3 protein-coding genes are annotated in these 2,259 nt (G+C 74.5%); 2 read left to right on the top strand and 1 reads right to left on the bottom strand.

The annotated features are described in order from the left end of the window. Positions 1–423: sirohydrochlorin chelatase (locus tag ACFXA3_RS41245; protein ID WP_385196427.1), on the bottom strand; the 423-nt coding region annotated here is incomplete at its 3' end. Positions 424–752: 329 nt separating this feature from the next. Between ACFXA3_RS41245 and ACFXA3_RS41240 the strand changes: the two genes are divergently transcribed. Both ACFXA3_RS41240 and ACFXA3_RS41235 read left to right on the top strand, forming a co-directional pair. Beyond that, entirely contained in the window at positions 753–1,430 is a 678-nt protein-coding gene (locus ACFXA3_RS41240) for a vancomycin high temperature exclusion protein (RefSeq protein WP_385196425.1), read from the top strand. Positions 1,431–1,462: 32 nt separating this feature from the next. After that, positions 1,463–2,259, top strand: a 797-nt coding sequence (locus ACFXA3_RS41235; protein ID WP_385196429.1) for a glucose 1-dehydrogenase, incomplete at its 3' end; no start/stop codon positions are given.

Raw genomic sequence — 2,259 nt, 5'->3', positions numbered from 1 at the left:
GCCCCGGCCCGCCCCGGCACCCGGGGCGGTTCCGGCGCCCGGGGCGGTTCCGGGGGCGCGGGGATCGGGGCCGGGGGTCCAGCCGGCCTCCAGGAGGCGCTCGTACAGGGCCTCCACGAGCAGCGGATGGGGGCCGAGCGGGGCGGCGACGCGGGTGTCCAGGTGGGCGGCGCGGGCCGCGGCCGCGGGCAGGTCCCGCTTGACGTGGTGGCCGCGGCCGAGGAGCAGCGGGACGAGCACGGCCGCCCCGGCGGTGCTGCGCAGCGTGTCGCCGAGCAGGGGCCGGTTCAGCTCGACGTGTCCGAGCCGGACGTCGAGGCGGGGGCGGAGTTCGCGGACGCGGTCGAGAAGGGCCAGGACGGCCGGGAGGGCGCGGGGGTCGCGGCTGCCGTGCGCGACGGCGACGAGGGTGGGCTGCTGCATGCGGGGACTCCGTCGGACCGGTCCCCCGCCGTGCGCCAGGGGCGCAGTCCGCTGAGCTGCGTGCCGAGTTGGGTGGTGATCCGGGTCAGCAGCTCCGTGGCCGTGGCGGGGGGAAAGGAGAGGGACAGGGACTCGGGAGGGTGCACCAGCTCCGTCATGAACCGATCCTGCGGGCCGGAGATTGCGGGTGCGTTGCGCGGGGGTGACGGGTGTTTACCGGCACCTCACTCGCTCATTCGTACGGGTGAAAGGCGGGGTGGGGGGAACTGGGGGCCGGGTGCGGATCGTCAACCTGTGCGAACGGTGCGGGGCAAGCGGGGGGAAAGACCATGAAACTGATGCCGGGCCGGCTGAGGACGGTGGCGGGGCGGCGGCGGGCCGTCCAGGCGGTGATGGCCGCGTGCGTGCTGGCGCTGCTGCCCTCGGCGTGGACGCACGCGGCGGCCGCGGACCGGCTGCGGACGACGGCCGACGCGCCGGCCGCCGAGGTGGCGGTGGTGTTCGGGGCGGGGCTGTGGAACGGGCGGCCGACCCCTTACCTGGCCAGACGGCTCGATGCGGCGGCCGAGCTGTACCGCACGGGCAAGGCGAAGGTCGTGCTCGTCACCGGCGACAACAGCCGCACCGAGTACGACGAGCCCGACGCGATGCGGACGTACCTGACGGCCCACGGGGTGCCGGCCGACCGCATCGTCAGCGATTACGCCGGCTTCGACACGTGGGACTCCTGCGTCCGCGCCAGGGAGATCTTCGGGGTCCGGCGGGCCGTGCTGATCAGCCAGGGCTTCCACATACGCCGGGCCGTCGCGCTGTGCGGCGCGGCGGGCGTGGACGCCTACGGGGTCGGTGTCGACGACGAGCACGACGCGACCTGGTACTACGGCGGCACGCGCGAGGTCTTCGCGGCCGGCAAGGCGGCGCTGGACGCGGCCTTCAAGCCGGAGCCGCGGTTCCTGGGGCCGAAGGAGCAGGGGGTGTCGCGCGCGCTGGGCACTCTGGCAGACTGACGCGCCGTCGGCCGCCTATGCCGATTAGTCATATGGTGGTGTGTCCGTCTCGGCGTCAGGGGTGTGGAACCGTGGCTGTTGTGGATCTGAGCGGCAAGGCCGTCGTCATCACCGGGGGAGCGCGCGGGCTGGGCGCGGCGGCCGCGCGGGCCGTCGTGGACGGCGGCGGCAGCGTCCTGATCACCGACGTGCTGGAGGCGGAGGGCGCGCAGACGGCCGCGAAGCTCGGCGGCGCGGCCCGGTTCCTGCGGCACGACGTCACGAGCGAGAGCGACTGGCAGGCCGCCCTCGACCACGCGGTGGCCGAGTTCGGCCGGATCGACGGGCTGGTCAACAATGCGGGCATAGCCACCGGACAGCTCCTGGAACACGAGAGCGTCGAGCACTTCCGCCAGGTCGTCGAGGTCAACCTGGTCGGCACGTTCATCGGCATCCGGACCGCGATACCGCTGCTGCGGGCGAACGGAGGCGGCTCCATCGTCAACATCTCCTCCGCCGCCGGGCTCACCGGCCTGGCCCTCACCGCCGGGTACGGGGCCTCGAAGTGGGGTGTGCGCGGCCTGTCGAAGATCGGCGCGGTCGAGCTCGCCGAGGCACGGATCCGCGTCAACTCCGTCCACCCGGGCATGACGCTGACCCCCATGACCGCCCCGATCGGCATCCGGGCCGGCGAGGGCTTCTTCCCCGGCGCCCCGATGGGCCGCGTCGGCACCCCGCAGGAGACGGCCGCGGCGGTCGCCTTCCTCCTGTCCGATGCCGCCGGGTACATGACCGGTGCCGAACTCGCGGTGGACGGCGGCTGGACGGCCGGCCCCCCGAAGCCCCCGGC

It is taken from the genome of Streptomyces sp. NPDC059456 (assembly GCF_042750055.1).
Lineage (GTDB): Bacteria > Actinomycetota > Actinomycetes > Streptomycetales > Streptomycetaceae > Streptomyces.
Note: the sequence above shows the minus strand (reverse complement) of the source record. Positions and strands in the feature narration are given on the sequence as shown.

What these genes read in the sequence shown, in the direction of transcription:
- ACFXA3_RS41240 (WP_385196425.1), top strand. Translation starts at nt 753, where the DNA reads ATGAAACTGATGCCGGGCCGGCTGAGGACGGTGGCGGGGCGGCGGCGG.